The 26,673-nt window shown below is 36.7% G+C and carries 26 protein-coding genes and 1 riboswitch; of the genes, 16 read left to right on the top strand and 10 right to left on the bottom strand.

The window, feature by feature from the left end; all coding sequences use genetic code 11:
• The first annotated feature begins 61 nt into the window (after window positions 1–61).
• The 9 genes from ACLPIE_RS11545 to ACLPIE_RS11505 all read left to right on the top strand — a co-directional run bounded on the left by ACLPIE_RS11545 (window position 62) and on the right by ACLPIE_RS11505 (window position 5,912).
• Window positions 62–313 (top strand): helix-turn-helix transcriptional regulator, encoded by a 252-nt coding sequence (locus ACLPIE_RS11545; protein WP_195569291.1) that lies wholly within the window; start codon window positions 62–64, stop codon window positions 311–313.
• Window positions 298–1,149 carry a helicase RepA family protein gene (locus ACLPIE_RS11540; protein ID WP_195569292.1) on the top strand — a complete coding sequence of 284 codons (852 nt, stop codon included), beginning with the start codon at window positions 298–300 and terminating at the stop codon, window positions 1,147–1,149. The genes ACLPIE_RS11545 and ACLPIE_RS11540 overlap by 16 nt, the downstream gene beginning before the upstream one ends.
• Window positions 1,133–1,918 carry an ABC transporter ATPase gene (locus tag ACLPIE_RS11535; protein WP_430261765.1) on the top strand — a complete coding sequence of 262 codons (786 nt, stop codon included), beginning with the start codon at window positions 1,133–1,135 and terminating at the stop codon, window positions 1,916–1,918. The genes ACLPIE_RS11540 and ACLPIE_RS11535 overlap by 17 nt, the downstream gene beginning before the upstream one ends.
• Window positions 1,919–2,493: 575 nt before the next feature.
• A complete protein-coding gene (traJ, locus tag ACLPIE_RS11530) occupies window positions 2,494–2,856 on the top strand; it encodes a conjugal transfer transcriptional regulator TraJ (RefSeq protein ID WP_247601746.1) in 363 nt (120 codons plus the stop codon).
• Between the two features lie 105 nt (window positions 2,857–2,961).
• A complete protein-coding gene (gene trbJ, locus ACLPIE_RS11525) occupies window positions 2,962–3,741 on the top strand; it encodes a P-type conjugative transfer protein TrbJ (protein ID WP_124725527.1) in 780 nt (259 codons plus the stop codon).
• Between the two features lie 10 nt (window positions 3,742–3,751).
• Window positions 3,752–3,988 (top strand): entry exclusion lipoprotein TrbK, encoded by a 237-nt coding sequence (gene trbK, locus ACLPIE_RS11520; protein ID WP_430261764.1) that lies wholly within the window; start codon window positions 3,752–3,754, stop codon window positions 3,986–3,988.
• A gap of 11 nt (window positions 3,989–3,999) precedes the next feature.
• Entirely contained in the window at window positions 4,000–5,337 is a 1,338-nt protein-coding gene (gene trbL, locus ACLPIE_RS11515; RefSeq protein ID WP_430261763.1) for a P-type conjugative transfer protein TrbL, read from the top strand.
• A gap of 125 nt (window positions 5,338–5,462) precedes the next feature.
• Window positions 5,463–5,606 (top strand): hypothetical protein, encoded by a 144-nt coding sequence (locus tag ACLPIE_RS11510; RefSeq protein ID WP_272664776.1) that lies wholly within the window; start codon window positions 5,463–5,465, stop codon window positions 5,604–5,606.
• Between the two features lie 75 nt (window positions 5,607–5,681).
• Complete coding sequence (locus ACLPIE_RS11505; protein WP_272664777.1) at window positions 5,682–5,912, top strand: type I toxin-antitoxin system ptaRNA1 family toxin; 231 nt, start codon at window positions 5,682–5,684, stop codon at window positions 5,910–5,912.
• A 664-nt stretch (window positions 5,913–6,576) separates the two neighbouring features.
• Here ACLPIE_RS11505 and ACLPIE_RS11500 read toward each other — a convergent pair.
• The 3 genes from ACLPIE_RS11500 to ACLPIE_RS11490 all read right to left on the bottom strand — a co-directional run bounded on the left by ACLPIE_RS11500 (window position 6,577) and on the right by ACLPIE_RS11490 (window position 13,534).
• The gene (locus ACLPIE_RS11500) at window positions 6,577–7,323 is read right to left on the bottom strand and encodes a hypothetical protein (protein WP_430261762.1); all 747 of its coding nucleotides are present in this window, start codon (window positions 7,321–7,323) and stop codon (window positions 6,577–6,579) included.
• A 186-nt stretch (window positions 7,324–7,509) separates the two neighbouring features.
• Window positions 7,510–11,904 carry a TOTE conflict system archaeo-eukaryotic primase domain-containing protein gene (locus ACLPIE_RS11495; RefSeq protein WP_430261761.1) on the bottom strand — a complete coding sequence of 1,465 codons (4,395 nt, stop codon included), beginning with the start codon at window positions 11,902–11,904 and terminating at the stop codon, window positions 7,510–7,512.
• 688 nt (window positions 11,905–12,592) lie between these two features.
• The gene (locus ACLPIE_RS11490; protein ID WP_430261760.1) at window positions 12,593–13,534 is read right to left on the bottom strand and encodes a LysR family transcriptional regulator; all 942 of its coding nucleotides are present in this window, start codon (window positions 13,532–13,534) and stop codon (window positions 12,593–12,595) included.
• A 61-nt stretch (window positions 13,535–13,595) separates the two neighbouring features.
• Between ACLPIE_RS11490 and ACLPIE_RS11485 the strand changes: the two genes are divergently transcribed.
• Entirely contained in the window at window positions 13,596–14,579 is a 984-nt protein-coding gene (locus ACLPIE_RS11485; protein WP_430261759.1) for an aldo/keto reductase, read from the top strand.
• Window positions 14,580–14,729: 150 nt separating this feature from the next.
• Entirely contained in the window at window positions 14,730–15,596 is an 867-nt protein-coding gene (locus ACLPIE_RS11480) for a hypothetical protein (protein ID WP_430261758.1), read from the top strand.
• Between the two features lie 74 nt (window positions 15,597–15,670).
• Here the strand turns inward: ACLPIE_RS11480 and ACLPIE_RS11475 are convergent, their stop codons facing one another.
• Together ACLPIE_RS11475 and ACLPIE_RS11470 are read right to left on the bottom strand one after the other, a co-directional pair.
• Window positions 15,671–16,984 carry a serine hydrolase domain-containing protein gene (locus ACLPIE_RS11475; RefSeq protein WP_430261757.1) on the bottom strand — a complete coding sequence of 438 codons (1,314 nt, stop codon included), beginning with the start codon at window positions 16,982–16,984 and terminating at the stop codon, window positions 15,671–15,673.
• 178 nt (window positions 16,985–17,162) lie between these two features.
• Window positions 17,163–18,257: a porin gene (locus tag ACLPIE_RS11470; protein ID WP_430261756.1), complete on the bottom strand. Its 1,095-nt coding sequence runs from the start codon at window positions 18,255–18,257 to the stop codon at window positions 17,163–17,165.
• A 633-nt stretch (window positions 18,258–18,890) separates the two neighbouring features.
• Here ACLPIE_RS11470 and alr point away from each other — a divergent pair.
• Window positions 18,891–20,123 carry an alanine racemase gene (alr, locus tag ACLPIE_RS11465; RefSeq protein ID WP_430261755.1) on the top strand — a complete coding sequence of 411 codons (1,233 nt, stop codon included), beginning with the start codon at window positions 18,891–18,893 and terminating at the stop codon, window positions 20,121–20,123.
• 201 nt (window positions 20,124–20,324) lie between these two features.
• Window positions 20,325–21,062 carry a phosphatase gene (locus ACLPIE_RS11460; RefSeq protein WP_430261754.1) on the top strand — a complete coding sequence of 246 codons (738 nt, stop codon included), beginning with the start codon at window positions 20,325–20,327 and terminating at the stop codon, window positions 21,060–21,062.
• A 104-nt stretch (window positions 21,063–21,166) separates the two neighbouring features.
• Here ACLPIE_RS11460 and ACLPIE_RS11455 read toward each other — a convergent pair whose 3' ends face one another.
• Window positions 21,167–21,637, bottom strand: coding sequence for a GNAT family N-acetyltransferase (locus tag ACLPIE_RS11455; protein ID WP_430261753.1), 471 nt, complete (start codon window positions 21,635–21,637; stop codon window positions 21,167–21,169).
• Between the two features lie 370 nt (window positions 21,638–22,007).
• Here ACLPIE_RS11455 and ACLPIE_RS11450 point away from each other — a divergent pair, with 370 nt between their 5' ends.
• The 3 genes from ACLPIE_RS11450 (at window position 22,008) to rlmA (ending at window position 23,411) form a co-directional block, all read left to right on the top strand.
• Window positions 22,008–22,208: an acid-shock protein gene (locus tag ACLPIE_RS11450; protein ID WP_430261752.1), complete on the top strand. Its 201-nt coding sequence runs from the start codon at window positions 22,008–22,010 to the stop codon at window positions 22,206–22,208.
• Between the two features lie 71 nt (window positions 22,209–22,279).
• Window positions 22,280–22,480, top strand: coding sequence for an acid-shock protein (locus ACLPIE_RS11445; RefSeq protein WP_430261751.1), 201 nt, complete (start codon window positions 22,280–22,282; stop codon window positions 22,478–22,480).
• A gap of 106 nt (window positions 22,481–22,586) precedes the next feature.
• The gene (rlmA, locus tag ACLPIE_RS11440; RefSeq protein ID WP_430261750.1) at window positions 22,587–23,411 is read left to right on the top strand and encodes a 23S rRNA (guanine(745)-N(1))-methyltransferase; all 825 of its coding nucleotides are present in this window, start codon (window positions 22,587–22,589) and stop codon (window positions 23,409–23,411) included.
• A gap of 43 nt (window positions 23,412–23,454) precedes the next feature.
• Here rlmA and mntP read toward each other — a convergent pair whose 3' ends face one another.
• From mntP to ACLPIE_RS11420, 4 genes are all read right to left on the bottom strand, one after another.
• Complete coding sequence (gene mntP / locus ACLPIE_RS11435; RefSeq protein WP_430261913.1) at window positions 23,455–24,036, bottom strand: manganese efflux pump MntP; 582 nt, start codon at window positions 24,034–24,036, stop codon at window positions 23,455–23,457.
• 24 nt (window positions 24,037–24,060) lie between these two features.
• Window positions 24,061–24,226: riboswitch (yybP-ykoY riboswitch) on the bottom strand.
• Between the two features lie 151 nt (window positions 24,227–24,377).
• Entirely contained in the window at window positions 24,378–24,836 is a 459-nt protein-coding gene (locus ACLPIE_RS11430) for a DUF986 family protein (protein ID WP_430261749.1), read from the bottom strand.
• Window positions 24,837–24,924: 88 nt separating this feature from the next.
• Entirely contained in the window at window positions 24,925–25,776 is an 852-nt protein-coding gene (locus ACLPIE_RS11425; protein WP_430261748.1) for a PTS mannose transporter subunit IID, read from the bottom strand.
• Between the two features lie 13 nt (window positions 25,777–25,789).
• Window positions 25,790–26,590 carry a PTS mannose/fructose/sorbose transporter subunit IIC gene (locus ACLPIE_RS11420; RefSeq protein ID WP_430261747.1) on the bottom strand — a complete coding sequence of 267 codons (801 nt, stop codon included), beginning with the start codon at window positions 26,588–26,590 and terminating at the stop codon, window positions 25,790–25,792.
• Between the last annotated feature and the right edge of the window lie 83 nt (window positions 26,591–26,673).

Here is a 26,673-nt window from a genome sequence, read left to right as displayed (position 1 = left end):
TGATTAATGTACTAGCAAAGCCTGACATTATCTAGCAAATAATGTTTAGGAGGAGTAAGTAATGAGCATATCAGTGAAAAATAAAACGCTGATCAACCGTAAGACATTGTTGAAAATGATCCCATTATCAGACCGAACCATCTACAACCTGGAACAACGAGGGGAGTTTCCTCGTCGTATTGTGCTGACAAGCCGGAGCGTTGCCTGGGATTTGGCTGAAGTTGAAAACTGGATAGAAGAAAGACGCAGATCATTGTTAAAAGCGGCTAGGCCAGGAGATTTATGCAGGGAGTTATCATGGCGATTGAAATAATGTCTGCATTTACAAACGAACCACCTTCATTTGACTATGTTTTACCTAATATGGTCGCTGGGACTGTAGGGGCAATAGTTGCTCCAGGAGGTGTAGGAAAATCTATGCTGGCTTTGCAATTAGCTGTTCAGATCGCGGGTGGGCCTGATTTATTAGGAATGGGGGAGCTAATGACAGGTCATGTTGCGTATTTACCTGCTGAAGATCCAAGGATAGCGATATATCACAGACTATATGCTTTAGGTGCAAGTCTTACTTATAAGCAACAGCAATCCGTGGCAAATGCACTCATGATTGAACCTTTAATTGGCAAATCCCCAAATGTTATGTCTTCTGAATGGTTTGATGATTTACGTAATATTGCAAAAAATAGGCGTTTATTAATTTTGGATACTTTAAGGCGCTTTCATATTGAGGAAGAAAATGCCAGTGGTCCAATGGCGCAAGTAATTGCAAAAATGGAAGCGATATCAACCGAGACAAATTGCTCAATCATCTTCCTGCACCATTCAAGCAAAGGAGCTGCCATGATGCGTACAGGAGACCAGCAACAAGCCAGCCGAGGTTCCTCTGTATTAGTCGATAATATCCGTTGGCAATCATATCTATCAGCTATGACGCCTGAAGAGGCGACTGAGTGGGGCATAGAGCTTAGCCAAAGAAACTATTTTGTTCGCTTTGGTATCAGTAAAGCAAATTATGGTGAACCTTTTACTGAACGCTGGTTTCAACGTCATGAGGGCGGTGTGCTATTGCCAGTTACTCTGACAAAAAAGAAACGCCAGAACGTAACCAGAAACAAAGCCGTGGTGATGAGTGATGACGATAACTGGTAATGTGGTTGTTCCAACAAGCACGGTTTTACAGGCGAGAGTGGTTATTTATCAGCCGAGTAAAAAGCCTTTAGAGCGTAAAGGTCAGTGGATTGAGACTTCGTTTGGCAAGTGCAGAGTGACAGGAAGACTCGGTCAACGTCACGCTGACATTGTTGAAAGTATGCTTTTTGTGGCAGAACGTAGGCGAGACATAAACGATGGCGGTATAGAGTTATTGGTCGATCCAGCAAAACTTAGAAAAATGCTATCAGACCATCAATATAGCGGGGGAAGATTAAATAAATTACTTCTTGAGCTTAAGGCTGCAACAATCGAAATTGTGACGCCTGAGTTGGAGCAAATAGGAGAAAGTATTATTGGTGGTTTAATTGACCATGTTATTTCATCACCAATGACTAGATACAACCCGCTTACAAGAGGAACTCGTAGATTATGGAAAGTTAGATTAGGCATCGCACTGGTTATGTTACTGGAGCGTGATTTGTCTTTATATTATCGACCTGAATTAATTGCACGACTGAAACATGGCATTAGCCAAGCGGTGGCTCGTCATGTGCTGACACATAAAAATAATCCCCCTGGAGGTTGGTATCTTGACACGCTGCTAGTTGCAGTTAGTGGTAATGATGTGAATGCGAAAACAATGAGTAATTATCGAAGCAGAATTAAAGATGATATTGAGAGATTACGTGAGATAGGTGTTGATATTAGCTCGGTAAATCGAGTTAAACGCCTCACAGGGGCCCAGTTTAAACTCACGGAGGCCTGAGTATAACTTGTAAAGGCCCGAGTTGAACTCACAAAGGCCCGATAATTTTGGGTTTTGGCAGGATCTTTAGAATTATTCAGGATATACAAAAGGTGTATTGCCCGCTTTATGCGGACATAACACCTAAGTTCAATCGGCATACGCCGATGGTTTGAACGCCAAGAAAGGAACAAAGTTTTGTCTGTGAAATAAAGCTTCTTTCCTGGCGTTTGGTTCGCCCAAAGGGCGAATCAATAAAATGATGTTTTAACACTACCAGAACACAACTCAAACGCTATTGAAACGCTATTTGAGCACTATAACGACACTATTTAATCGCTGTTTTATCACTAAATTATTAAATGATAGTAAGAATGTGGCGATATAAAGCAGTTAATTTAGGTATAGCGAAAAAATAGCGATTTATTGTATGAGTATGAAGTGAAGTAATGAACTCTGAAGTTAGGGCAGGATAGGTGAAGTAGGACTACCAACAAGTTGTTAGTCGCTCTTCACTCGATTTTATTCGCACATCGGTGCTCAACAATAAATCCTGCTCTACGAGGTTATAAGCTATCGCTATTAATGAGGTGATGATGAATAAAGAATTAAACGAAACACGGAAGAATAGCACGCCTATAAAAGTTTATTGTTTGCGAAGTGAAAAAGAGAATATTGAATCTCAAGCTAGAAAAGCAGGTATGAGTGTTGCTAAATATTTACGGGAAGTAGGTCAAGGCTATCGAATAACAGGAATAGTTGATTATGAATGTGTTAGAGAGCTAGCAAAAATAAATGGTGATTTAGGTCGGTTAGGAGGGCTATTAAAATTATGGCTAACAAATAATATCAAAACAAAAAACATTAGCAGTGTAACCATAAGAGCAGTATTAAACAAAATAGAATCTAATCAAAATGAAATAGGAAGAATAATGAAAGATATTATAATGCGAAAATAATAGTAAATTTTAGCGGCTAAAATTTACTTCAGACTTAAAAAATAAATATCCAGTAATTAAAAGCAGCATCTTAATGTTAATTATCTTTTATAAAGAGGTATACCTATGCAAAAAATAAAAATTTTAGCGGCTAAAATTATGTTTGTCGCTTCAATTACAACTGTGACTTACATACAGTCTCCAATTGCTATGTCAGCAGGCATTCCCGTACTTGATGGTACGAATTTAAGCCAGAACATTATGTCTGCTATGGAAGCTGTAGCCCAAACAGCGAAGCAAATTGAACAGTATCAAACTCAACTACAACAATATGAAAATCAATTACAAAATACATTAGCACCTGCGGCTTATATCTGGGATCAAGCTCAAACTACGATTGATAATTTATTACAAGCAACAGATACACTTCAGCACTATCAGAATCAATTAGGAAGCTTAGATGCATACCTGAGTAAATTCCAGGATGTTTCATATTATCGGGGATCTCCTTGCTTTAATGGTACAGGCGGATGTACGCCATCAGAAAAAAAAGCAATGGAAGAAAATCGCATATTGGCTTTTGAATCGCAGAAATCTGCGAATGATGCGCTATTTCGTGGATTAGATCAGCAGCAAAAAAATATACAAGCAGATGCAAGGCAATTACAACGTTTACAACAAGCAGCCCAAGGAGCGAATGGACAATTAGCGGCAATTGGTTATGCAAACCAATTGGCGAGTAATCAGGCAAACCAGCTACTACAAATTCGTAGTTTATTAATTACTCAGCAGAATGCCGCTGCGGCTAGGCTATCTTCTGAACTGGATGATGAGGCTCGCGGCGCGGCAAGAGAAAAACAATTACGGACATGGAATTATCAACCAAGCCCAACCGATAATTATTAAGGTAATAAATATGAATAATTTATTTTTTATCGTGTTGACTTTATTTTGCGTTTTTTTAACTGGGTGTGAAAGGACAATAATAGAGGCTAATAAAATAACATGCCATGATGATAATTATGAAAAGTCATTATCGGAAATTAAAAATAAACATTTGCAGGAAATATTTATTGATGAATGTAGCGCCATAAGAAAATCGAAGGAAATGAGAGAGTGGAAATTTAAATCAAGTCCAGAAGATAAATTTTAAGGGAATAAATTATGAAAGTCATTATCTCATGTTGTTTCTTAATTATATTAGGGTTATTTCCTGATATCGCGTTGGCACAAGAACTAAGTAGTAGCGGTGTGATGAATGATGTTCTCAATCGTTTTCATAGTGCAGCTTCAACCTGGGCTCCAACAATAGAAGGCGCTGCCAGTCGGTTATTTTGGACATTAGTAACCATTTCTATGGTGTGGACGTTTGGCATGATGGCGCTACGTAAAGCGGATATTGGTGAGTTTTTTGCTGAACTGGTTCGTTTTACTATTTTCACTGGTTTCTATTGGTGGCTACTCTCGAATGCAACACACGGAATGAATATAGCAGGTTCAATAGTGGATTCATTGCAACAGTTGGGAGCTGAGGCGGGAGGGCTTGGCAGTAGTAAATTAGGCCCTTCCAGCATTCTTGACATGGGCTTTGAATTATATGACAGAACTGTTGAGGCAACGTCAGAATTAAGCTGGAAGGAGTTTGCCACAGCTTTAATGATGGAACTAATGGCATTGGCAGTACTGGTTGTATTAGCCATTATCTCAGTGAATTTATTATTACTGTTAGCTGCCAGTTGGATTTTGCTATACGCAGGCGTGTTTTTCCTTGGTTTTGGCGGCTCCAGATGGACTTCTGACATGGCAATTAACTATTACAAATCCATCCTTGGTATTGCTTCACAGCTATTGTCTATGGTGCTTATCGTCGCTATTGGTAAGCAATTTTTGCTGGATTATCACAATAAAATCAGTGAGAACATGGCAAGCCAGGAATTAGCCGTAATGTTAGTTATTTCTCTTTGCTTACTGTTTTTAGTGAACAAGGTTCCACCGATGATTTCAAGTTTAGTTTCTGGCGGTAATATTGGAACGATGGGGATTGGTTCATTCGGTGCTGGAGCCGCGATGGGGACAGTAATGACAGCAGCAAGTATGGGTGCTGCGGGGATGAAAATAGCAGGTGGTGCGATAGCAAGCGGGGCTGCTAATGCGACTAGTGGTATCAGTGCGATAAAGGCGGCTTTTGAGCAAGCACAAAGTAGCATGGCAGATGGAACAATGCCAAGTGGAGGAAGTGAGACAACACAAAATAGAAGTGGTGGGTCTAATACTGATTCAGGAGATTCACCTTTCAGTAAGGCTGCTGGTTTCGATGGCACGGATAGATCTTCTGTAAGCACCCAAAACCGTACTAAGGATGCAGATTCATCAATTCGTGATGATATGGCCGAGTTTTCCGATAATGCTTTGTCAGGAGATGATAAACACAGCATGAATCAATCAACTACTGATAATGATGAGGTTAGTGACTTTGTTAATCGTAACAAATCAGATAAATAGAGGTATTGAACATGAAACAAAGTAGCTTCTTGGTCGCATTCGATTTGCTCGACTAGACTGCAGATTTAAATGCAAAAGTTGCCTATGAGCCGATTGATATTGTCCCCGCTGAAGAAAAAGCAGATGTGACAGAAGAAATAGCTAATTTCATTAAAAAGCGTGAAATTGAAGTTAAAAATGAGGAATTTTGTAGTGAACTAGCCGGTAATGTGTTTGAGGAGAAATCGGAAGATAGTCCATTTTCAATAGCTGCGGGGCTTACTAGCTAGTGTTTTTAAAGCACGCAGGCCAGTGATGGTGCACTGACCTGCATTTTCACAGACCACCTGAATATGAGGTGATATATGACAGCTCCACATAATACAGAAGTTCAAAAAACAATTCATCACGTAGCGAGCGAACTGGCAGCTTTAGAGTTTGTAAATCAAGATGCTGCACGCGAGATCTCACAAGTTGCCGAAGCAGTTACCAACATGTTTACGGTGCTTTATTACCAAGCAGAAACTGGAGATGCAACAAAACAGGATTTTCAGGAAGCAAGGATTAAGCTTCAGGAAGTGTTATTAACATTATGATTTGTCGATTCAAAGGCGGTAATTAGCCGCCTTTTTATCTGTTGAAGTAGTTAATTCTGTCGAAAATATTGATTTTTTCTTCTGGAGTTATGTTTCCAGCTTTTTCCGAGCTTATAAGTCATTGTTGGATAGTCATCCCAGGGAGTGGCCAGTTGCTTTCCCCTAGCAGAGCGCAGTCTTAACGGGTAATCTTTATATTCAAATTTGTGTAAAAAATAGTAACTTTTCTCTTGTTTGGTACTGAAATTTTTGTGTATCCAACTGCGAAGGAAAGGGTAGTATTTCCATTTCCGTGTAATGCCAGAATAAGTTTCAGGATTCTGATACTGCAATTTTAGTTTTTTCATAGTGCTCCTAGGTTTCTTTAAGCTACCTAGAAGTGATCTTTTGCGTAGTAGTTCATATATCTTTTATCTTATTCACATTCTCATGAATGTAAACATTGTATTGTTTGAAGGAGGTGCGTATATAAATTCTTTTAGAAAGAATATTTTTCATAAATAGCTTTATTGATTTCCTTAGGGGAGTTTGTATGGCTTAATGTGTTTAATCTTATTTTTGTTCTTTTCATTTCTTATGCAGGATACTTACACTTCCATTTATGCTTATGTATTCGTGTCTAATTTTTAAATCAGACACGAATGGTCATTACGTTTCGTAAAACTTATTTATCTGCCAACTCTAATATTCTGTTAAACGGCTTACAATGTTCCTCGGACTTAGTACTGCACGTTAAAAACCCAAATGACTTCTTTGGAAGAGATTGATATCTGGCAACAAGATTAATTTTATTTATTTCGTTTTCATCTTTAAATTTTACATATGTGCCTGAATAGGATAAATGGTCATATAGATTAGATAAAGCAAGCTCATCGAGCAATAAATCTGTTATAATCGATTTATCTCGTTGATTTATCTTTGTTGTGCTACCAAAAAAAGCATTGTCACCAATATCTCTCCCATTAACAACATTAACTACTATCTGATTCCCTAATGTTACTTGTAGTTCCTCTTCTATTTTTCGAATAGCATCTTTGGTATAGAGAACAGTGCAAATATTAAGTGTTTCAAGCTCTAAAAATATATTAAATAGATTTGTATGATCTTCTTTAGTCAAATTAAAGTAGTTATCGCTTGGTCGGCTGCCTTCACCTTTTAAATAGAACTTTAAAGCTCTAATCACTTGAGACCCAGTAAGGACAAGATCTGTAATTAGGGTTACTTGCTTTGAGCTCTTGGTGAGAGAACGTGGTGTGAATGTGGCAACTTCTCTACCAATATCATTGTCTCGATAGAGGATTCTATGCGTGCCGTTGAAATCAGAAACTTCTTTGATCAAAAAGAGATTGCTGTTTGGCAAATCTAGTTCTTTTACCTTATCTCTAAACGACATTATCTCACTTTCTAACATGTATTCATGTGACCTAATCAGATTAATTAATGGCTGATGAAATTTTTGTGGCAGGTGGTGTAGCCAGTTTTTTAGTCTATTTTCCGCTTCTTGTATTGAAATGTCATTATGATGCCTAATTACAACTGAAGCATCATCGAAACCGCTTAATGAGGTTATATTTCCCTCCAACAACGTAATAGAAGGTTAGCTATGTTCAAACTTTTCCTCATTTATTATAACGTTGTAACGCTCTCGGAGAGTTGTATACATAACACTTAAACAATTTGCCAGTGAAATAATGTATACCGTTTCATCATTTTGGTAAGCGTAAATATGCTCAGATCCATTTATCAGAGCGAGATGTTTTATTTCGCATGATACGATCTCTTTCATTTTGGGGTTTATTATCAGTACATTCGTGAACGCATAACTTTGATTATCTATCTTTACGGTTCTTGATGAAGAGAAAGCGTTGGCTTGAGATAGTTTGAAATCTTTGAGTGTGATACTTTGTTTTTCAAGTTGGCTGTTGGAAATTAATTCTTCAATTATCTTTGAGTAATTTAAGATATCTTCATGTAGATGAAAAGGTATAGTAATTAAAAGTTTTTTATTAATCTGAGAAATCGACTGCTGAATAGAAAATAACACAGATTGAAGATCTGAGTCGTCTATAGGCATGCTTTTTTCAACTATAAATATATGTTGACTCTTCACTTCATTATGAAAAGATGAATACTGTTTTGAAAATTTTTCAAGTCGAGATATTGAATCTAGATCTGAAAAATATATATAAAGAGACGTTGCTATTGCGACATCAAAGAAAAAATCAGAACTATCATATGCTTCATTTGTCATTTGAGAATAAAACTTAAGAAGGAATTGTACCTTATCAATATCAAGATCTAAGTTGTTAATATATTTTTCCTTTAAGTTCTTTATGGCAGTGTCACTTTTAGAGGTGTAAGACAAAAAGGAGGTAATGAAATTATCTATTGAATTTTCATATGAAGCGACAATTCCATGTTCATCATATGTTATAATTTTTGAATGATAACAGAACTCCTTGGAAAAAACTGAGACTGCATCTGATGTCATTACCCTATCAGGGCAGAACACACTAGGAATAGGCTCTCCGTCTTTTATAGTCTTAAGAAATTTGGTTAAGAGCTCAAGCCTAATATTTATTTCAACACTATTTATATAGTGACCAAATGTTGTTAACTTTTCTCTATCATAATCGACTATGATTTCAGAAAATCCGTTACTGTGCTCTAAGTCATCTTTATTAGAAGTAAACAATGAGCTAGGCTTTCTTATGAGAATTTTGTTATCTTTACGAAGAGTCGTTGTGTTATTTTCGATTATATTCCGTTCAAACCACTTTTTGTTTCCTTCAGGAAAAATGGAAACTCCATCATTGTCTATCAACCAATTATAGAATGTTGATTTTGTCTTGAGTTTTTTTAATTGGCTTGCAATCGTATCATTGTTCCATTCCCTATTTTCTATTGATAAATAGACTAATAGTGCATTATGATACTTTTCGAACACTTTTTTATCATCAGTAAGCCCTCTAAAAATATTGCCATCTACTATTGAGGAAATTACCCAGTTTGCTGTGGCGTTATTTATGTCAATTTTATCCAATTTATCCAACCAGTTTGAAAAAGGGAAATTATCGTTAGAACCAGCTAGTTCATTAAATGAAAATGCACAATATTTCCACATGGACTCAATTAGATTTGTGGAATGGCTCTCTGTAGAGACTGAGAATAAACAAAGTAGATAATAAAATTTCTTAGTTGTCATTGGATCTAAGATAGGTTTGTCAGTAATTGAGGTGGAGAAAGTGCTGTTTTTTTCTTCTACTGACATTTTCGCAAAGAATAAAGAAGCTATTTTTTTTAGGTCAACTTCGTTTTCATTGAAACAGAAAGCATAAATAACTTTGATAAAATCTTTTAACGATTTGATATTGTTTAAATATAGGTTCAAATGCAATATTAAATCATTTGTTGCGTTGACTTTACTATGGTCAGATATAGATCTTATTGCTGAAATGTAATGCTGTGGTAAAATATTAGTTACTTTCACATTTATGTTAAAGTTTGTAATCAAATAGGCTATATGCTCATGGACAATTCTTGAGTATGTAAGTTTAGGCTCAATTGTTTCAATGAGTTGCTTCAGCTTATTTCTATTGCTCTTATTTGTTTCAATTGCGTTTATAATACACGATGTCAATACTTCAGACTGTAATGTATCAAAGTTTTTTATTTCATGAATAATTTCCCATCCCTCATTCAACTCAAACAAAAAGTTAAATAAATTTTTGAATAAGCTTCCTCTTCCAATACGTTTTTCAAGGGCTGGAATAATCTGCTCTGTCTTGATACTATTTAATTCATCTACGCCATCAAGGTGTGAAAAAATGAACGATAGGTCTTCCTGACAAGAATCAGACTGAATAAGTGTTACAAACTCACTAATAGCATTATTTTTTTGTTTTTCACTGGATGTAATAAATGATTTTGATACTTGATCAACGGCATATTTAGATTGAGATCTATAATTATCAAATTTGTCTTGAAATGAAGATATCTTCGAAACTACCGTTTTTTCACTATTGAGAGTCAGATTTAAGAGTTCTAATTCACTACAAAGCTCATTTCGGAGTTTCTCTGCTTCATCTTTTGATTTTGTAATAAAAAATATGTCATCAACATATCTTTCATACAATATTATTTCATTTTTTGCTAATTTATTTTTAAAGCTTATATCTATTTCAGATAAGTAAAGTTCTGCAAAAAAACGGGCATAGGCTGGCCCTTGAGGTAATCCTTTATTATCACCAACAATTTCCTGTGTCATATTGAAAATGGCAGTTAAGCATTCTATGTACCTTTTGTTTGTTTCAGGCCTCATTGACTCTATTTTATCTTTTATCACAGAGTTACCATCACCTAGTAATAGCCTTTTAAGTCTGTCATGTGAAATGTTGTCATAAAAGCCTTTTATATCTGTTTTAACAATATAAAAATCCTTATACACTTCATTTTCAATGGCATCTGTGATGTTAGAAATGAATTTCAACCATAGGTATAGCCATGGTTTAAATATATATCCTCCGTTAAACCCTTTGTTAATCTGATATCCATGAGAATTATTATCTGTTTTAATATCAAAGTAGTATGCAATTTGCTTAAGAATACAAGAAGTAATTACTCTCGCACTTGAGTTTAATGTAATAAGTTCACGAGTTTTTCCTTCCTCATTCCTTACATGTTTATAGTAGTCCCAGTTTTTTGAGCCTTTTATAAACTCATCCATCTCTGTTAGGAATTCGCTATTATCTTTTGAAGAAAGCTCTTCAACTACTATCTTGGCTTGAACTTCATCATTCAGGAATAGATAGTTAAGCTCAGCAATTCTTGTAATTTCTATGTCATTATTTGAAAATTCAAAATTAGCTTCTGTATATTCAAGAAATTTAGGAATACAATTTTTAAGTAGTTCCTCAATTGAAAGCGTACCATTGAATTTACAAGATAGTGTGCTTTCTATTTTATCTTGGGTAGGGAAGTTAAAATTCTTTAGAACTTGTATTGCTGATTTAGTTATATTTTCATTATAATTATTTTGCTTGCTAAATATTTCGTGCAAAATAATATTGCTTAAATCTGGTTCGCCTTTACATTCTAGGTTGCACAACAAACCTACTATTAATACCCGCTCTTTGTGTGTCAGATTTTTTCCGTGTTCAATTTTTTGAGATAGCTTTTTAAGTGGTTCTACCTCATTCCATAAATCCAATAGATCTTGTAGATTGAATGCATTTTTTTGAACTTTAATGCTTTTTATTCTGTTTGTCTGGATATTTTCTGGTTCATAGTTGTCAAAAAAAGTCCCAAGTGATTTCTCTAATGCAGTTCTGCTGGTTGAGGTATGTTCTTCTAAAATACTTATGTTATCAGCTAGCATTGCGTCAGATAATATACTGACTTTCTGGACGTTATTAATTTCAGCTAAGTTACGCAAAAGGTAAGAGTAGCAACCAGATTTTTTGTGCTTAGATAACGGTATTTTTACACCAAGTCCAACACCTCCTGTTGGTGTTGCCGAATGGGGGAATAGATCAACACCAATTAAACTGCTATCAAAATTTAAACCAGCATCTTGTAAGATCGCCTGTTGTATATCATATCCAGTTTTGTATTTTACTGCTTCATCAAAAGTAATCCAGATATGGAAACCTCGGTTCCCTGAATATTCAAGAAGGAATGGAATTCCACGCTGTTCGAGTGTTTGGTAAAAGATATTAACTGCTCTCTTTAGTTCTTTATCTCCTTGAGAAGCTAAGCCTGAATCGATACATGACTTCAAAATATCAAAATCGAAGCATATCCATTTTATTGTTAAATCATTGTTTTTTTGGTATATTGCTATTGATTTTTGATCGAGTAGGACTTGCTTAATAAGTTCAGGGGTGACAACTCCTGCTTTTTTTCTGTATGTACCATCATCTTGCTGGTCTACATGATGACTTTGGTCAGTAGCCAATAGATCTGTAATTAATTCTCCATATCTTTCGTACATTTTTATTGGCTCCGCTGGTTCAATATTTTATTAGCTTTGATTGGTGATACTCTGATATACATGTGACATCTCATGTGCAAACAACATCATACACATTCATTACTATTACTGAAATATAAGTGAGTTGGTTGTTCATACAAGTGTATCCGATCTTAAAATAAGTTCGAGTAAAAATACTAACTGATTACTAATTGAATTCATTTAAATGTGGACCCCATAAAAATAATACTTTGTTTTAAAATGATTTTTTCTATAAACGACTTTATTGGTAAAGGCAGGATCGTGATAGTCTGCCTCTTTTACGATTGATGCCTTTAACCTTTCAGCTGTCGAATAGGTAGGTGAAGTCTAATGACTTTGTTCATAATGAAGCAGGATCGTTTCTGGTATTGTTGCATCACTTAGAACAACAATATGATTTTTGGGTGAGATTTGTGTTGTAAGAACGCTGAATTGACTCAGTTCAGGTTGAGTCAAGAGTAACTGAGACAGTTTCAGTTAATAAGAAACCAATAAAATCCCATACGTGGTATTTTTCTTGGTATTAAGATGTGGTGACTTTTAAAGTGTTTGATATCTAATGATAAAATTATTCTATTAATATTAGAGTGGGAATAATCCCCCAATAAGAACTCGCTGGCACTGACTGGCAAAATAACGACTTAAGCCCATGTAAAAATGGGCTTTTTTATGGAAACAATAACGTCTCATGCTCTTTTGTAATTAACTCAGTCAAAAAATCCGCGACAATTCTTATCCTTTGTGAATGAGCGAGGTCAGAGTGAATGACTAGCCAAATAGATTGGTTACAGCCGATATCATCTTGTAAGCATATAAACCCCATTTTTTGGGCAATGAAATGAGGTAATACCGCCATCCCAATACCCGCTTGGACGGCGCTAAATTGTGCTGACATCGTACTGGTAGTCAGCCGGCAGGGCTTTCCTTTTCGTGTCCTTTCTAGCCATTGTGCTGATTGAAGGTGCTGTTGTGTATCCGACCAACCGATAAAATCATCCTGTTCTAGAGAGCTAAGTCGGTCTGGATTTGGCCTACGTTGTAAATAATCTTTTGAGGCGTAAAGGCCAAACCCCAGCGTACCTAATCTCCTAATGCGAACATTACCGCACTCAGGTCGGACCATCCGTAGTGCAATATCAGCATCGCGCCGGTGTAAATTTACTGTCGATACACTTGTAACAATTTCAATCGTGAGATTAGGGTGCGCGTTGGTGAGTGAAGGTAGAGCAGGAATGATAAGGTGGTCAGCTAAGCCTTGAGCCGTGGCTAAACAAACATGGCCCATCGCGCTCTCACTTTTTTTGCGGGCTGCATTTCCAAATGCATATCCTGCTTGTTCTAAGGCTTCAGCCTGTGAAATTAATGCGCTTCCTTCATCGGTCAGCTTATAACCAAGCTGATCTCGGGTAAATAGCCGCACATTTAATGCCTCTTCAAGGCGCTCTAAACGCCGAGATGTGGTTGCAATGCCAAGTTTCAATACCTTAGATGCAGCACTTAGCGTGCCTTCTCGAGCAATCGCTAAAAATACTCGGGTATCATCCCAATTTAAATATTGCCTGTCGTTTTGCTTTCCATTATTGGAAATCTGATTGTTATCTTTAGCCATATGAATCTCCATTTATGAGAAATATACTGAAAAACGTAAAATAAACCAAGGGTGATAGATAATGAAAAAACGTATTTTAGGCAACGGGCTTGAAGTTTCTGCAATTGGTCTAGGCTGTATGGGGATGAGTGAATTTTATGGGCCGCAAGATGACCAAGCAGCAATGGTTGTATTGCAAAAAGCTATCGAGTTAGGCTGCACAATGTTAGATACTGCGGATACTTATGGCAATTATCATAACGAAGAGTTGATTGGCCAGTTTCTTAAACATGTGAGTTCTGATGTTAAAATAGCCACAAAATGCGGTATTGTTCGTCATCCCGGGGAATATGAGAGAAGGATTGATAATAGCCCTGAATATATACGTAGTGCCTGTGAAAATTCCCTTCGACGATTAGGTATTGAATGTATTGATTTGTATTATATTCATCGACTAGATCCTACTGCATCAATAGAAACAACAATGCACATACTAGCAGAGTTAGTTACTGAGGGGAAAATCGCCCATATTGGGCTATCTGAAGTGAGTGCAGCAACGCTTAGAAGGGCGCACGCAGTGTATCCTGTCACTGCAGTCCAAACCGAGTATTCTCTTTGGACTCGTGATGTAGAAGCAGAAATCTTGCCAACTTGCCAAGAATTAGGTGTTGGTTTTGTGCCTTACTCTCCGTTAGGGCGTGGATTTTTAACGGGACGTTTTAATGCCGAAAGTACGTTTGACAGTGATGATGCACGAAATGCATTACCGCGCTTCACATCAGAGAATCTTAGGTCTAACAGTACATTAACTGACTTTATTTTGCAGATGGCACGCAATAAGTCGTGTTCACCCGCCCAAATTTCACTGGCTTGGTTATTAGCCCAAGGGGATAACATTGTGCCAATACCCGGAACGAATAAAGTTAAACACCTTGAAGATAACTTTGCTGCCGTTGATATTGACTTAACATCAGAGGATTTACTGCAAATAAAGCAAACATTAGAAAATTTTCAACCTGTGGGTTCCCGCTATACGGCGGAGGGAATGAAAGGCGTTAATGCGTAGTTAGGTACTCTTTTATCGAAAAAATAATTACTCTGCACCGTCATTTTCGGTAAATGTTATTCGACAATAATAAACTAGGCATCAGTTTTTTACTGGTGTCTTTTTGTTTATTAGCGCTAAAGACTTTAGAAAAAAACAGGTATACCATTTATGGAAATTTATTCAGGAAAAGGAACTCTATTTATGGGATTAGATGCTTTTGTACCTTGCAACTGTTTTATTGAGGGTAAAACAACAGAGCCCCCAGTTCCGCGAGAATGGATTATGAAAGATGATGAAGGATATTTTTGTTTAAATCCTGAATATTCTAATGATGATAGCTTGAAGGACAAAATCCATTTATGGAGTGAGCATTGCTGCAAACACTCTGGGATGAAAATTAGGCAAAGTATTTGTAATTGGGCTGGGGTTAGGGCATTTCAGCAGGCTATAAGGCAAATAGATCCAACGCTTTTTCCAATATTATCGACACAGTTGCCTAATGCTAACGGCGGTTGCATCCATATTGAAGATATTAAAAAAGCCTTATCTGAATTAGATTTATTCGAAAACTATGTTAATTCAATACGCAGTGTTTATTTAATCAATACTGATAATCAACAGGTGATGTATGAATATATTGATGCCTATAGAGGAAGAATTATTACATCTCAGCGCTATTCATTAGCTTTCAATAAAGACGGTTTGAATATTTTTGAATTGGAAACGGAGCGGGTACGATTTAAAGGAAAGCGTATCGAACAGCAGGTTTATTTTTATCCGCAATGGATATATCGCTCTCTTTATGCTTTAAATAATAAAGTGAGTTCAATTAAAAAGGTTCGTTGGATAAATAGAGATACGGGGGAAGCTTTTGAAACCCCATGGGGACTTTCTATTGATGGTGAGACGTACCCGACAGGTTTTTCGGTTGAAGAACGAGCTGTTAGCCCCAGTGAATATCAATATATTACTCAGCCGCTTAGAAATATTTTTATTGTAGCGATTGAAATGAATAATGCTGTATTTTGGTGTTAGTGCTTAATTAATAAGTTAAAAACACTTCGGTGATAATCAATTTTACTAATTATGCACCGAAGCGTAACTTATGTTTATTTATTTAACTGATTGTTAATTGCATTAAACATTAATGATGCTTCAAGTGACTGGCCACCTTCTGCTGGGTGTGCCACTGGCCATGTAGACCATTGAACGATAACTAATTGTTCTTTAGGGTTTACCATGATGATTTGCCCAAAAATACCTAATGCCCATAATGTATCATGGCTATCTAAACCCTGTTTTGGGGCAATGTTTTGCATTTTTTCTGGCACACTGTTATTCCACCATTCAAAACCGTAGGTGCCTTCAGGGTAATTTGAGTTAACAGAGTCTTTTGCTTGAACCCAACTTTTTGACTCATTTAGCCAATTCATAGGCAAAGCTTGTTTCCCATCCGCTAACAGACCATTTTGTGCAAAGAATAAACCAAATTTTCCCCAATCTTCAAGGGTTGCATTAAAACCATGTGCGCCAGTATTGTGCTTACCAGACTCATAGCTGTGCCATACACCATCACTTGTCATGCCATAGGGCTGCCAGATTTTATTTTCTAAGTATTGTGCGATGGAAACACCGGTGGCTTTCTCCAATGTATCACCTAATAACCATGCGCCCCCTGAGCTATATCGCCATACTTCCCCTGGTTTTGCGAAAGATTTACGATTTGGGTTAATAACTAAGTTATGTACACACTCATAGGTTTGAGGGGTTGCTTCACATTCTGTTAATTTAGCAAAATCAGAGCTGAGGTTTTCATAATCTTCACCCCATTCAACACCGGAGGTATGCTGCAGTAATTGCCTTATCGTGACATTTTCCCAAACAGTGCCTTTTACACTTGGATTATATTTCACAATAGCATCATCTAATGAGGTGATTTTTCCATCTTGTAATGCAATACCAACGAGTGTTGAAACAATAGATTTTCCAACTGAGCGAGAGGTCCACAATGTTTTAGCAGTATTACCTTTACCGTAATATTCAAAAACTACTTTCCCGCGTTTAATGACCATTAAACCAACGACATTATTACGCTTAATATAATCTTCGAGTTGGTAATTTACGCCTTTAATTTGGTAAGAGACATTCTCTAAATTTTGTATATCACGAATCAGTGGCTTCGGATTTTTTGCATAAAACACATCACCAAGGTGAGATCGGTAATCATTACGAAAACCGAGTAGGCGTTCATTTTGATCCCATGTGAGCATATTTTTAATATTTGGATAGGAACTATCAATAGGTTGTGGGCATTCAGTAAGTGCAGGGACATTACATTCATTATTACTTTGGTTTGCGTATCCACTTATGGATGTAAGCAGTAAAGTAGAAAACAGAGATAAATATTTTGTATGTTTTTTCATAGGATAACCTTATAAAATAATTACAGTCCATTCTTTATTGGTTAATCTATCTTAACGTTGATTTGTATTATCACTATCGACCAAAAAGATGAGGACACTATTTTCAGTATTTAAATTGTTAAGTAATTTTTATAAAAACCGGCTGTAAGTTCACCGGTACTTTTTATATTTTACAAAATTAGAACTGATAGACTAAACCCAATCCAAGGACATTATCGGTATTAATTTTGTAGTGGTCGGTAAAATCGTTATCGTTTAATAAATTGATTTTATAATCAATAACAGCACTCATGTTTTTATTGAAATCATATGCAGAACCGATCGCAATATAATTTACGAGCTCTTTATTACCATCACTACCTAAGTTTTTACCTTTGGAATAGTTATAACCAATTGATGGTGTTAAACCAAAGTCGAAAGAATATAAAGCAACAATTTCGAGATTTTGTGTTTTATTGGCAATTGATTCCATATCATCGTTACCAAAACGACTCATATTTAATGTTTGACCATACATCACTGCAAAATAAGCATCTTCATACTCAAATTTACCACCTATATTCCAAGCTTCTGCACGTTTCCCTGTGGCACTGCTGATAGCAGGATTTTTTTGATTCGGCGTACGAGATGAACTGGAGTAACCCCCACCGAGAGAAATACCATAACCTAATTCATAAGCGGTAGATAAACCGAAACCATCACCATTATCGGTTAGCTCATCACCAGATGATAGATTTTGCTCACCATTTTTGCCTTGATACTGTAAGGCAAAACTTAAACCGTCAATATAACCAAAAGCATTGTTATTACGGTAAGTTAATAAGTTACGGTTACGACTTAGCATGTAATTATCTTCTTGATCCATCGTATCTGCACCCCAAAGTGGTAATACGTCAGTCCAAGCATTGGTATCATAAAGTACCCCATAATTACGGCCATAATCCACGGAGCCATAATCAGCGAACTTTAACCCGGCATAAGCTAAACGATTACTGTTTTCTTCAGTAGATTCTGATTGGTTGGTTTTTGTTTCCCATTCGAAACGACCAAAACCAATGAGTTGGTCGGTGATTTGCGTGTCGCCTTTTAAACCAAGCCTAACACGCGAATCATCGCCATCTTCACCACTACGACTCTTAGCAATATGATGTCGAACATCAATTTGGCCATAAACATCTAGCTTGTTCCCATCTTTATTATACATTTCAGCGGAGTTAGCGGCATTTGCAGTAAGTAATGTTGGAATAATGATAGTGAGTATTTTGCACTTCATAGATAGCCTCATTAATTGAGTGACTTTAACGAATAGAATAAACTAGCAATCGGAGGATATTATTAATTAATGAAATAGGTTAGCCAAATAAAAAAAACTAATAAAGTTGTTTTTATTAATAGCATGATTTTAACTAATTGAAATTAATTGTTTTTTTTGCTCTTTGAAATTGCAAGCAAATGTTTTAATTAAATCATAAGCAAATAAAAGCATTATGAAAAATATGGGTGTTCAAGAATAGGTATTTTACTACTTATTTGGTTAATTTGGGGCACCTCACTACATTGTTTAGTATTATTAATATAATTAGATCAAAATTCATATATGAAATATATTATCAATGGCTGTAATAATACATTAATAAATATATTATTAGTTAAAAAATTAATCAATGTTCTTCTAGATGATGAACCAATCTATGAGATAGAGAGAAAATAATAACTCTATTGTTTGCTTTTTCGCCTATTGTAACTATCTTAGCGTATTTTTATGCATTGTAAGTGAATTTTTACTTGTTCAAATGGCTTGGGTTGGTATCATCCGAAACGTATATGCATGGTTTGTGTATATCAGAGGCCCATAATCATAAAAATAATGAGTTGGGAAAATATCACTATTTCTAAGGAATAATTTGTGGCTTTTCGTTTAAAATATCTCGCATTACTGCCTCTAGTCGTCGCTGCGACAGCGTGTCAACAGCCAGCGAATACCAGTACGAATACGGTCTCAACGAATGTTGTGCAAACCCAACCCGCAATAGTTAACAACGCATGGATTGAAATATCTCATAGTGCTTTGGACTATAATATTAAAAAAATTCAGGCTCTCTTAGGAAATAAATCAGGTATATGTGCCATATTGAAAGGGGATGCATATGGGCATGATCTTTCTTTAGTGACGCCAGTTATGATTGAAAATAATATTCAATGTATTGGTGTAACGAGTAACCAAGAGTTAAAAACGGTAAGGGATCTTGGTTTTAAAGGTCGCCTGATGCGAGTTAGAAATGCAACAGAGCAAGAAATGGCACAAGCGACACAATATGATACAGAAGAACTCATTGGTAATTTAGCGATGGCGCAGCGTTTGAATGTTATTGCTAAACAACAAAATAAAGTCATTCCTATACATCTAGCTTTGAATTCGGCAGGAATGTCACGTAATGGCTTAGAAGTTAGTAATGATGCAGGTTTGAATGAAGCAAAGCTGATTTCAGATTTACCACAATTAAAAATCGTGGGGATTATGTCTCATTACCCTGAGGAAGATGAGGAACAAATCCGTAAAGATCTTGCAAAGTTCAACAAAGAGTCACAACACGTATTAGCTGTGACAGGATTAAAGCGTGAAGATGTGACGCTTCATGTTGCGAATACTTATGCAACAATTACTGTACCTGAATCATGGTTGGACATGGTACGTGTAGGGGGGATTTTCTACGGTGATACCGTTGCAACAAATGACTATAAACGTGTTATGACGTTCAAATCGAATATTGCCTCAGTGAATCATTATCCTAAAGGAAATACTGTCGGTTATGATAGAACCTATACTTTGAAGCGTGATTCTGTTTTAGCAAACATTCCTGTCGGTTATGCAGATGGCTATCGTAGAGTGTTTAGTAATACCGGTCATGCATTAGTCAATGGCCATACCGTTCCGGTATTAGGAAAAACATCAATGAATACGGTTATGGTGGATGTTACTGACCTAAAACAAGTTAGCTCAGGTGATGAGGTTGTCTTTTTTGGTAAGCAAGGCAACGCTGAGATAACAGCTGAAGAGGTTGAAGATATCAGTGGCGCACTTTTTACAGAGATGTCTATTCTTTGGGGCGCGACAAATAAACGTATTTTAGTCGACTAATTTTAAAGTTGTCTCCTGAACCCGCGATTGTCGCGGGTTTTTTTGTACTGAATGCCATTAAGATAAAATGCAATATATCGAGATAGGCCTATAAAGTGCTGTTTAGCTTAATTAGTATCGAAACCTTAACGTTGATATGTTAGCTTGAATAGGGAGTTTATAAGCGAGAAAGCAAAGATAAGAGTTAGAAGGACACTATTTATGTATCAAGTTGATTTACATGCGCATACCATTGCCAGCACTCACGCATATAGTACAGTTAATGAATATTTTGCGGAGGCAGCAAGCCGTGGCGTAAAACTATTTGCGATTACCGATCACGGACCTGAAATGCAAGATGCACCTCATGAGTGGCATTTCGGCAATATGCCTATTTTACCTAGGATTGTTGATGGCGTCGGCTTGCTGTATGGAATTGAAGCTAATATAAAGAATAAGCAGGGTGAGACAGATTGCAATGAAAAGATAGCGCGTCATTTGGATATTATATTAGCGGGGTTTCATGAGCCAGTATTAGAACCTCAAAGCTTAGCTGATAATACTGAAGCTATGATTGCCACTATTTGTAGCGGCAAAGTGCAAATTATTACTCACCCTGGGAATCCTAAGTATCCCATCGATATTAAAGCGGTTGCTCAAGCAGCAAAAGAAAGTAATGTTGCTTTAGAAATGAATAACTCCTCGTTTCTCCACTCCCGAGCGGGTAGCCAAAAGAATTGTTTGGAAATTGCAAAAGCCGTTAAAGACAGTGGCGGTTGGGTTGCTCTGGGGTCTGACTCCCATTTTGCGGGTTATTTAGGCCGTTTTGATCGTGTCATTGAAATGTTGGACTCTATTGATTTCCCACAATCTCAGATCCTGAATGTGACGCCACGTCGCGTACTTGATTTCCTTGAATCCCATGGCCGTAAGCCTATTCCTGAATTTGCTGATTTCTAAGTCTCTTTCTTAGGGTATCCTGCAATAATAGTAAAAGCCGTCCAGTAATTGGTTATCCAACTATAAGGGGCTTTTCAATATAAGTCTGATTTTTTATTTTTTGCTTACAAAGTAAACTCCATTCGAATGCAAGGCAAATAGGCTTTGGCAAGTGAAGAATAATAGCTGTCGTGTTTAATAGAGATAAACCCGTGCTTTTGGTAAAAACGTTCTGCATTAGGCGATGAATCTAATGTTAGTTTTTTAATATTGCGCTTTTTTGCTTCTGCTTTGATTGCATCTAATATCAGCCCTGCGGCACCACAACCAGTATATTCAGGCAAAGTAAAAATAGCATCGACACTGTTAGCTTCCAAGTTAAGAAAACCCGTTGAGATAGCTTCGTTTTCGTTATTGACCACGACAAAAAATGGGTTTTTCTCCACCTCTCTTGTGTAGCTTGGTGGCATTTCATCTGGTGTCCAAGCTGTAATTATTGGTTGACTGAAGCTAGTTTGGCAACCATGGCGAATGGCTTGATTTCTAATAAACCATAAACGTTCTGACTCTGCTGGAGTTGCTAATCTTAATTTCATTTTTAATCCTTTTTCTTTTTTAGTCTATAGAACTAAAATGCAAATATAAAGCAAGTATAGAAAGAAAATAACACATGTATAGGACAAAATTTAATGTCAAATAAGCAGACTTAAATGAAATAAATAAAAACTTGATAAGCGGGAATGTATTTTATCTAATTGTTTTTATTGTATTATATTTGATTTTATAATTAATAAAAATAAAGAAAGAGTAAACGAAATATCAACAAACTGAAAATAAATACCTATTAAAATAACCTATAAAAAATTTATAAATCTTTAAATTTGTCCTATTGCAGGGAATAAACAAAGTATGATTTATTAGTTTGGCAAGAAGGTCCTTGCTTTTAAATATCATAAGGTACGATAAATGAAAAAGTTATTAGCAATCGCAACCGTATTGTCTTTAGCTGTTTCTGGTGCTGCGTTAGCAAATACAACAGTTAAAACTGAGCCTATAAAGCATATTGTAAAAGTTCATCATGCTGCGAAAAATCATCATGCTAATAAGTTAAAAGCTGAGAAAAAAGAGGGTAAAAGCAAAATCGAAGATACAAATAAAGCAATTTAGTCGTGTTAGTCTGTAACAAAAATAGCGTTGTTTTAATCTAAACTGACCATTCAATTATGAAGGTAGTAAAAATGAAAAAATTAGCCGCAATAGCAACTGTATTGTCTTTAGCTGTTTCTGGTGCTGCATTAGCAAATCCAACTGTAAAATCTGAGCCTATTTCTTCAATTTCGCAGTCTCATCAAGCAACGAAAACTCATCAAATTAAAACGAAAGCAGAGAAAAAAGCTAGCAAAGAAAAATCTGCGCATGTGGGTAAGTCCGCAAAATAATTTAATGAAACTGCATTAACGTCACGGTGCTATGGAAAATAATTCCATAGCGCTGCATCATTATGGGTATGATATACTGGTTCTTATTTTAAGATCAGTGAACCTTATGAATTACCTATGTCCGCTCTGTTTTACACCTCTAAATCTCATTCAAAATAGCTATCGTTGCGAAGCAAATCACCAATTTGATTGTGCCAAAGAAGGTTATGTTAACTTATTACCAGTACAACATAAGCGTTCTAAAGATCCTGGTGATAGTGCAGAAATGATTCAGGCGCGCAGGTTATTTCTTGATGCAGGCCATTACCATTTAATGCGTGAAAAAGTAGCAGAAAAAATAATCCAATTTCTGCCGTCATCCCATGTTAACTTGCTAGATATTGGTTGTGGGGAAGGCTATTACACCGATTACTTTGCACAAGAGCTGCTAAGGAAAGATAGCCAAGCCAAAGTTTTTGGATTAGATGTTTCTAAAGCGGCAATTCGTTACGCAGCTAAGCGTTACAAATCAGTGCGTTTCTGTGTGGGGACTAGTCACCGGTTACCTTTTTCTGATGAAAGTTTTGGTGGCGTTGTAAGAATTTATGCCCCATGCAAAGCAGAAGAGCTAAGTCGTATTTTAATCTCAAAGGGGGTTCTCATTACTGTCACTCCCGCAGCAGAACATTTGCAAGAATTAAAATCGCTGATTTATGATGAGGTTAAATTGCACCCCGCTAAAGAAGAGAATCTACCTAATTTTAAGTTATTAGATGAAGTGCGATTAAACTATAAAATGTCCCTAATAGGGCGTGAAGCTTATGAACTGTTAGCAATGACTCCCTTTGCTTGGCGTGCATCCGAAGATGTGAAACAAAGTCTATTATTATCTGGATTGGAAGGTTATACGGCGGATTTTTTGATTCGGGTTTACCAATATCAAGGTGAATAAATTGATTAAATTTGCCCCCTAAGTTAATTAGGGGGCAACAAAATTAGGGGGCATACATAAATAATTCAAGGTGCTCAAATAAGATATTAAATCCGATACCAATTAATACCAGCCCACCAATAATTTCGGCTTTTTTCCCGAGAAGTGGTCCAACATAACGGCCTATCATCATTCCAATAGTCGCCATGATCATTGTCATTAAGCCAATTGTCATTGCGGTATGGACGATATCCACTTGTAAAAATGCGAGACCTAAACCAATTGCCATTGCATCAAGACTAGTGGCTATAGCGGAAAATATTAGGCTTGTTGAGCTATGGCTTGAGGGTTTTGAACAGCATTCTTCATCTTTTGTTTTAATGCTCTGCCAAATCATTCGAGCACCTAAAACAAATAATAAAGTAAATGCAATCCAATGATCCCACCGAATAACGTATTGACTAGCAAGGATACCGATGCCCCAACCAATAATGGGGGTGATGGCTTCAATAAAACCGAATATGAATCCAGTACGGAGAATTTCTTTAAAGCGGGGTTTATTAAGGACTGCTCCTTTACAAATAGCGACAGCAAAGGCATCCATGGATAGCGCAAGCGCTAAGACCAGAGTAGCGTAGAAACTCATAGCAAAAACCTCGGTTGGGTGTTTCCATATACACATAAATTGCCCCCAACCAAAAGGTATATTTATGTGTCTATGGTCTTGCCAACCAAATATGGTGTCCGTACCACGTTTGAAAACAAACGAGTATGTTGATACGGACTTTCTGGTATAAATATATTACCAGAACAGGCTACTCCCCAATGACGTGGAAAGAAAGATACCATATTTTAATTTAAAGGCAACACTTAATTAATTGTGGATATTAAACGGTAGTGAGAATTATTATCAATAACGATATTGGTAAAATTAAGGTTAACTGTAGATCTAATTAACCTTAATTTTAATGAGAATATATATTACGATTATTTATGATTAATGAAGAATTCATAAATTCTTTGTAAATCATCAAGATGTGATACTTGAATGTGAATTTTCTTTTTTTCTAAACCTATTATTAATATACCATCTTCCGATAAATTCATTGTTTTTATTCTGTCATATAAAATAAAAGTATTAGCAAAATAAAAACCAGTTTGCTTAAAGAATAACTTTGGTGCTCTTATAAATGCCAAGTAAATTGACATAAAAATAGTCACCAATAATAAGTAAGTGGTTAATAAATTACCATGACGAACAATATTTGTATAAATAACAATACAAATTAAGATGATAAAAATTATCGCATCAACACGATTTTTTCGTTTTAGATTAACTTTGAGTAGGGTTTTCCCTTTCAGCAAATGCTGAATAAATTCATCATAAATAGCATACACAAGCATGATCAAAATGATAATAGCAATAATGGCATCATTAAAGGTCATTGGAGCGCCCTTAGGTAAGTAAACATATGCAAAGCTTAAAATTAAAAAAGGGAGGCTGCAACCTCCCAATTCAAATAAATCTTAGTAATTATGGTGCTAAGAATTTTAACCAAGCTCCTAGGATACCAAGGCCGAAGAAGCCAATAATGATCCAAAGTGCATTGATTTTACGTCGCAATAGCCACATACAACCGAAGGTGAGTAATAAAGGCACTAAACCAGGCATTAGTTGGTCTAGGATCATCTGTACCGTGGTAATATCTTCCACACCAGTGGTTTGGTTTTTTATCCGTGAAACTTCCAGTGGGATATTAACGTGTGTCCATTTATTAACCAAAGCACCCATGACAAACAAACCAAGTATTGACGCCCCCTCCGTCAATTTCTGCAGGAAGCCACCGCCCATATCTTGAACGATATCGATCCCTTTCTTATAACCGTAGGCAACGCCATAATAACGGGTCAGCAAACGAACTAAGTTAAATAATACGAAGAAAAGGACAGGGCCAAGTAAGCTACCGGTCATCGCAATACCTGCCCCTAAAGCCGCAAATACAGGGCGAACAGTACCCCAGAAAATAGGGTCACCAACACCTGCAAGTGGCCCCATAAGACCGACTTTGATACCGTTGATTGCACCATCATCAATGTCAGCCCCGTTAGCACGCTGCTCTTCCATTGCCATTGTAACCCCGAGCACGGGGGCGGCAACATATGGATGGGTATTGAAAAACTCTAAATGGCGTTTAATAGCTTGTTTTCTATCATCATTATTTTCTGGATACAGGCGACGGATAACGGGAACCATTGAAAAACAAAAGCCCAGTGCCTGCATCCGTTCAAAGTTCCAAGAACCTTGGAATAAGTTGGAACGCAAGAACACACCGCGAATATCACTTTGTGTGAGTTTTTTCTCTGTAGACTGAGTTGTATCAACCATGTTTGCGCTCCTCCTAGTCTAATTCGTTATCAAGGTTGTTGTTATTGCTGCCTTGGGTGACAACAACTTGAGATTTGTTGTATTTAGGACTGAGTTGAATATAAAGCACGGCCATAACGACACCGATAACACCCAGAGCAACAAGGTTAAAGTCAGTGAATGCTGCGGTTACAAAGCCTAAGTAGAAGAATGGCATTAAGTAGCCTGCACGCATCATATTGATAACCATCGCATAACCAACAACAACGATCATACCACCAGCAATATTTAGACCGCTGGTAACGACCTCAGGAATAGAATTTAACAGGTGCTGAACTTCAGAAGTTCCAACAGAGACTGCGACAATTAAGGCAGGGATCGCAACGCGCATCGCTTGTAAGACTAACGCACTGACATGAATAATACTCAGTGATGTTAGGTTTCCGCTGATTGCGGCGCGGTCAGCTGCGTGTTGAAACGCAACGGTGATAGTACGCACGATGATGGTCAGTACTTGTCCTGCCGCAGCAAGTGGGATTGCCAATGCAATACCAGCTCCAATACTTTGTCCACCGGCAATAACCAGAATGGTTGAAATGATAGATGCTAAGGCAGCATCAGGAGCAACTGCCGCACCGATATTCATCCATCCAAGTGCGATCATTTCCAGTGTACCACCGATAATGATCCCTGTTTTCATGTCTCCAAGCACGATACCAATGAGAGTACAGGCAATGAGCGGGCGGTGAAATTGGAATTCATCGAGGATAGATCCCATACCGGCGATACATGCAACGATGAAGACCATGACTATTTGAACAACGGTAAGTTCCATTGTTTAATCTCCTGTAACCAACAAGTTTTAAAATCTGTTTTGAGTAATGGATTAAAAGTCAACATAAAAGTGGTTATAACGTA

This window comes from Providencia sp. Me31A (assembly GCF_050487165.1).
Taxonomy (GTDB): domain Bacteria; phylum Pseudomonadota; class Gammaproteobacteria; order Enterobacterales; family Enterobacteriaceae; genus Providencia.
The sequence above is the reverse complement of the archived record's forward strand: the minus strand, read 5'-3'. Positions and strand labels throughout refer to the sequence as shown.